Source organism: Oceanospirillum sediminis (assembly GCF_014164585.1).
Classification (GTDB): Bacteria; Pseudomonadota; Gammaproteobacteria; order Pseudomonadales; family Halomonadaceae; genus Oceanospirillum; species Oceanospirillum sediminis.
Genome location: NZ_JACJFM010000077.1, coordinates 1 through 717, shown reverse-complemented (window position 1 = coordinate 717; position 717 = coordinate 1). Strand labels below are relative to the sequence as shown.

Genomic DNA, 717 nt, shown 5'->3' with positions numbered 1-717 from the left:
GAAATATGGGTGACATTCAACCCCAACAAAGAAACCGATGCCACATGGACGCGATGGGTTGCCCCGTGGCATAACAAGATGGTAAACGGAATTTACGAGGATGATGAAATACTCATCATTGAGTGTAACTGGACCGATAATCCATGGATGACTGAAGAATTAATCCGCTCAAAAGATAAAATGAAGCGCGTTGACTTCGATCGCTACATGTGGATTTGGGAAGGGAAATTTAACAAACGTAGCGACGAGCAAATCTTCGGTGGCAAATGGCGCATTGATAACTTTGAGGTCAAGCCTGAATGGCATGGCCCATACTTCGGGATGGACTTCGGTTTCTCCACTGACCCTACCGCAATGGTTGAGGTTTACATCGAAGATTTACCCGGCGACAGGCGTAACATTTATATTAATCGCGAGTACGGCAAGGTTGGGCTTGAGATTACTGACACGCCAGCCGCGATGGAACAATCATTCCCGATGGCTAAGCGCGCACGATGGTATGCGGACTGCGCTCGACCAGAAACTATCAGCCACATCAAGCGCTCTGGATTCGATATTCACGCATGCACAAAATGGCCGGGAAGCGTTGAAGATGGCGTTACGTGGCTGCGTGGCTGTGACAGCATCGTCATTCACGAACGATGCAAGGAAATGCAGAATGAAGCAGCAATGTACAGCTACAAGGTCGATAAGCTGACAGGGAATGTGCTCACTGAT

At 48.4% G+C, this 717-nt stretch carries 1 protein-coding gene; it reads left to right on the top strand.

The window, feature by feature from the left end:
• Nucleotides 1-9: 9 nt before the first annotated feature.
• Nucleotides 10-717: PBSX family phage terminase large subunit (locus tag H4O21_RS23925; RefSeq protein WP_368737588.1), on the top strand; the 708-nt coding region annotated here is incomplete at its 3' end.